This window comes from Fodinicurvata sediminis DSM 21159, assembly GCF_000420625.1.
Taxonomy (GTDB): Bacteria; Pseudomonadota; Alphaproteobacteria; order Kiloniellales; family DSM-21159; genus Fodinicurvata; species Fodinicurvata sediminis.
This window is the reverse complement of record NZ_ATVH01000009.1, coordinates 1-2,967: the sequence shown is the minus strand read 5'-3', so window position 1 is coordinate 2,967 and position 2,967 is coordinate 1. Positions and strand designations below refer to the sequence as shown.

Sequence of the window (2,967 nt, the reverse complement as noted above, 5' to 3'; positions counted from 1 at the left end):
CGTAAGCGGTGCGAGAGCCCCATACTCCAGTAGCGGGTTTGTATAGGTTACTGTTGGTCCCAGTGTTATCGAAATACGGGATACCAAATGGACCAACATTTGTTAGTGGAGGAGTTCGACCATAGTGTCGAGCGCCTTGATGTGCTGGAGGGCCCGACGGGCCGGCGGCGTTGGACGGAGGAGGCCAAGGCGCGGATTGTCGCGGAATCGTTTGAGCCGGATGCGCGCGTTGCCGAGGTGGCGCGGCGCCACGGCCTGCGCCCGCAGCACCTCTCGAGCTGGCGCCGCCAGGCGCGCGCAGGACAGCTGCCGGGCCTGGAACCGAACCTGCCCGAGTTTGCCCGGGTGGAGGTGGAGCGTAGCGAGCCCCAGGCGGCCGCCATCGAGATCGTCCTGGACGGGCTGAGCGTACGTGTCCCGGCCGAGACGGCCCCGGAGCGGCTGGCGCACATCGTTTCGGCCCTGCGCGCGGCCTCATGATCGTGCCCGGCCAGGCGGTGCGAATCGTCATCGCGACCCAGCCCGTGGACTTCCGCAAGGGCCACGACGGCCTGGCGGCCCTGGTGCAGAACCAGCTGGGCCTGGACCCCTATTGCGGGCTGATCGTGGTCTTCCGGGCCAAGCGCGGCGACCGGGTCAAGATCCTGGTCTGGGACGGCAGCGGACTGGTGCTGATCTACAAGCGCCTGGAGCAGGGCAGTTTTGCCTGGCCGCGGGTGCGTGAGGGTGTGATGCGCCTGTCGCGGGCCCAGTTCGAGGCGCTGTTCGAGGGCCTGGACTGGCGTCGGGTGCACAGCCGGCGGGTCGCGCCACCCCGGATGGCGGAGTGAGCCCGGGACCTGCGGCGGAGTGACTCGGGCGGCCGGTTTGGGCGGGAATTGCGGGAGCCCTTGCGCTATAGCTGTGCCCCATGATGCACGCGCTCGATCCCGCCGAACTTGCCGAGCTGCCCGCCCATCTGCGCGGGCGCGTGGAGGCCCTGCAAGCCGAGGCAGCGGCGCTGGCCGCGCAGAATGCGCGCCTGGAGCATCTGGTTCGGGAATTCCAGAATGCCGTCTATGGCAAGCGCTCGGAAAAGCTGGACGCGGACAGCCGCCAGCTGTCCTTCGAGGACCTGGAGGTGGCCATTGCCAGCGCCGAGAGCGCCCAGGCCGCCGCGGCGCCATCTGCGCCGACACGCAAACGCAAGCCCCCGCAGCGCAACCTGGGCCGCCTGCCGGCGGAACTGCCGCGGGTGGAGGAGGTGCTGGAACCGGAAATCCAGAGCTGCCCCTGTGGCTGTGCAGGCGAACTGGTCTGTATCGGCGAGGAGCGCAGCGAACGCCTGGACATCGAACCGGCGCGCTTTCGGGTGTTGGTGACCCGGCGCCCGAAGTACGCCTGTCAGAACTGTGACGGTGGCGTGGTCCAGGCGGCCGCGCCGGCCCACTTGATCGAGGGCGGCCTGCCCAGCGAGGGCCTGCTGGCCCATGTACTGGCCAACAAGTATGCCGATCACTGCCCGCTGTACCGCCAGGCGCAGATCTTTCGCCGCCACGGCCTGGAGCTGGACCGCTCGACCCTGGCCGGCTGGGTGGGCAAGGCGGCCTTTCACCTGGCGCCCCTGGCCGAACGCCTGGCCACACGGCTCAAGCAGTCGGAGCATCTGTTCATGGACGAGACCCGCGCTCCGGTCCTGGACCCCGGGCGGGGCCGAACCCACAGCGGCTATCTCTGGGCGCTGGCGCGCGACCAGCGCGGCTGGGGCGGCCAGGATCCGCCCGGCGTCGTCTACTTCTATGCGCCCGGCCGGGCGGGCGCCCATGGCGAAGATTTTCTCGAGGGCTTTACGGGCACCCTGCAGGTGGACGGCTATGCCGGCTACCGGCGCCTGGCTGCGGCTGCGCGCAAACCGGCGCCGCTGGTGCTGGCCCACTGCTGGGCGCATGCCCGGCGCAAGCTGAAAGAGGTGCACGAACGCGACGGCTCGCCGGTGGCCTCCGAGGGCCTGCAGCAGATCGCCGCCTTCTATCACATCGAGGCCGAGATCCGCGGCCTGTCGCCCGAGGCACGGCTGGCCGCCCGCCAGGCGCGCACCGCGCCCTTGATGGCAGAGTTCGAACAGTGGCTGGCCGCCCAGCGGGCGCGCCTGTCCGGCAAGTCCCGGTTGGGTGAGAAACTGGCCTATATCTCCAAACACTGGGAAGGCCTGCAGTGCTTCCTGCAGGACGGCCGGGTGGAGATCGATTCCAACGCCGTGGAGAACCGCATCCGGCCCCTGGCGCTCAATCGCAAGAACGCGCTGTTCGCCGGTCATCACGAGGGGGCGCGCAACTGGGGCATCATCGCCTCGCTGATCGAGACCGCGCGCATGAACGACCTCGAGCCCTTTGCCTGGCTCAAGGCCACCCTGGAGGACATCGCCCGGGGCCATCCCCAGGCCCGCCTCGACGACCTGCTGCCCTGGCCCGCCCCCGCTCAGGCGTAGTCCGGCAGGGTGTCGCTGTCGCCCGCCACCGATAGGGCGTCCTCGATCAGGTGGTCGGTGACCTCCTCGAAATAGCCCACCAGGGCCTGGTGGAGATCATTGAACTCGGGCCAGACCACCCGCTCGAAGGCCGCCTCGCGGGCCTGGACCATCACGGTGGTATGACGCTGTCGGCGGTAACGATAGGGGCGCAGCCCGTGCTTGCGGCAGATCGCCACGAACAGGCGCACCGTCCAGCTGTCGGGAAAGGAGAACTTCAGTTCCACCTCCGGCTCCGGCGTCGCATCGAGGCGGGCCTGCACCCGCTCCATTGCCGCCCCGGCGGCCGCACGCTCGCCAGCCGTACCGGCCGCCGCGAACAAAGCCTCCAGTTTCGATAGCTTTGCGCGTAATGCCGCGCTGTCTGTGCTCATGCCCTTTCCCCTGCAATCAGCAGAAGGACAATCAAGAACACATGCACCCGTCAACGGAAAACCCTATGGGGCACTCGGACCGCTTAC

4 protein-coding genes are annotated in these 2,967 nt (G+C 68.8%); 3 read left to right on the top strand and 1 reads right to left on the bottom strand.

What is annotated here, in order from left to right; translation table 11 throughout:
- Window positions 1-87: 87 nt before the first annotated feature.
- The 3 genes from tnpA to tnpC all read left to right on the top strand — a co-directional run bounded on the left by tnpA (window position 88) and on the right by tnpC (window position 2,467).
- Complete coding sequence (tnpA, locus tag G502_RS0101250; protein WP_081649629.1) at window positions 88-480, top strand: IS66-like element accessory protein TnpA; 393 nt, start codon at window positions 88-90, stop codon at window positions 478-480.
- Window positions 477-830, top strand: coding sequence for an IS66 family insertion sequence element accessory protein TnpB (gene tnpB, locus G502_RS0101245; RefSeq protein ID WP_022726843.1), 354 nt, complete (start codon window positions 477-479; stop codon window positions 828-830). Before tnpA ends, tnpB begins: the two co-directional genes overlap by 4 nt.
- Window positions 831-913: 83 nt before the next feature.
- Window positions 914-2,467, top strand: coding sequence for an IS66 family transposase (gene tnpC / locus G502_RS0101240; protein ID WP_026988935.1), 1,554 nt, complete (start codon window positions 914-916; stop codon window positions 2,465-2,467).
- Here tnpC and G502_RS0101235 read toward each other — a convergent pair.
- On the bottom strand, window positions 2,458-2,880 hold the full coding sequence (locus tag G502_RS0101235; protein WP_022726841.1) for a hypothetical protein: 423 nt from the start codon (window positions 2,878-2,880) through the stop codon (window positions 2,458-2,460). The two genes, tnpC and G502_RS0101235, sit on opposite strands and share 10 nt — an antisense overlap.
- Between the last annotated feature and the right edge of the window lie 87 nt (window positions 2,881-2,967).

What these genes read in the sequence shown, in the direction of transcription:
- tnpB (WP_022726843.1), top strand. Translation starts at nt 477, where the DNA reads ATGATCGTGCCCGGCCAGGCGGTGCGAATCGTCATCGCGACCCAGCCC.
- G502_RS0101235 (WP_022726841.1), bottom strand. Translation starts at nt 2,880, where the DNA reads ATGAGCACAGACAGCGCGGCATTACGCGCAAAGCTATCGAAACTGGAG.
- tnpA (WP_081649629.1), top strand. Translation starts at nt 88, where the DNA reads ATGGACCAACATTTGTTAGTGGAGGAGTTCGACCATAGTGTCGAGCGC.
- tnpC (WP_026988935.1), top strand. Translation starts at nt 914, where the DNA reads ATGCACGCGCTCGATCCCGCCGAACTTGCCGAGCTGCCCGCCCATCTG.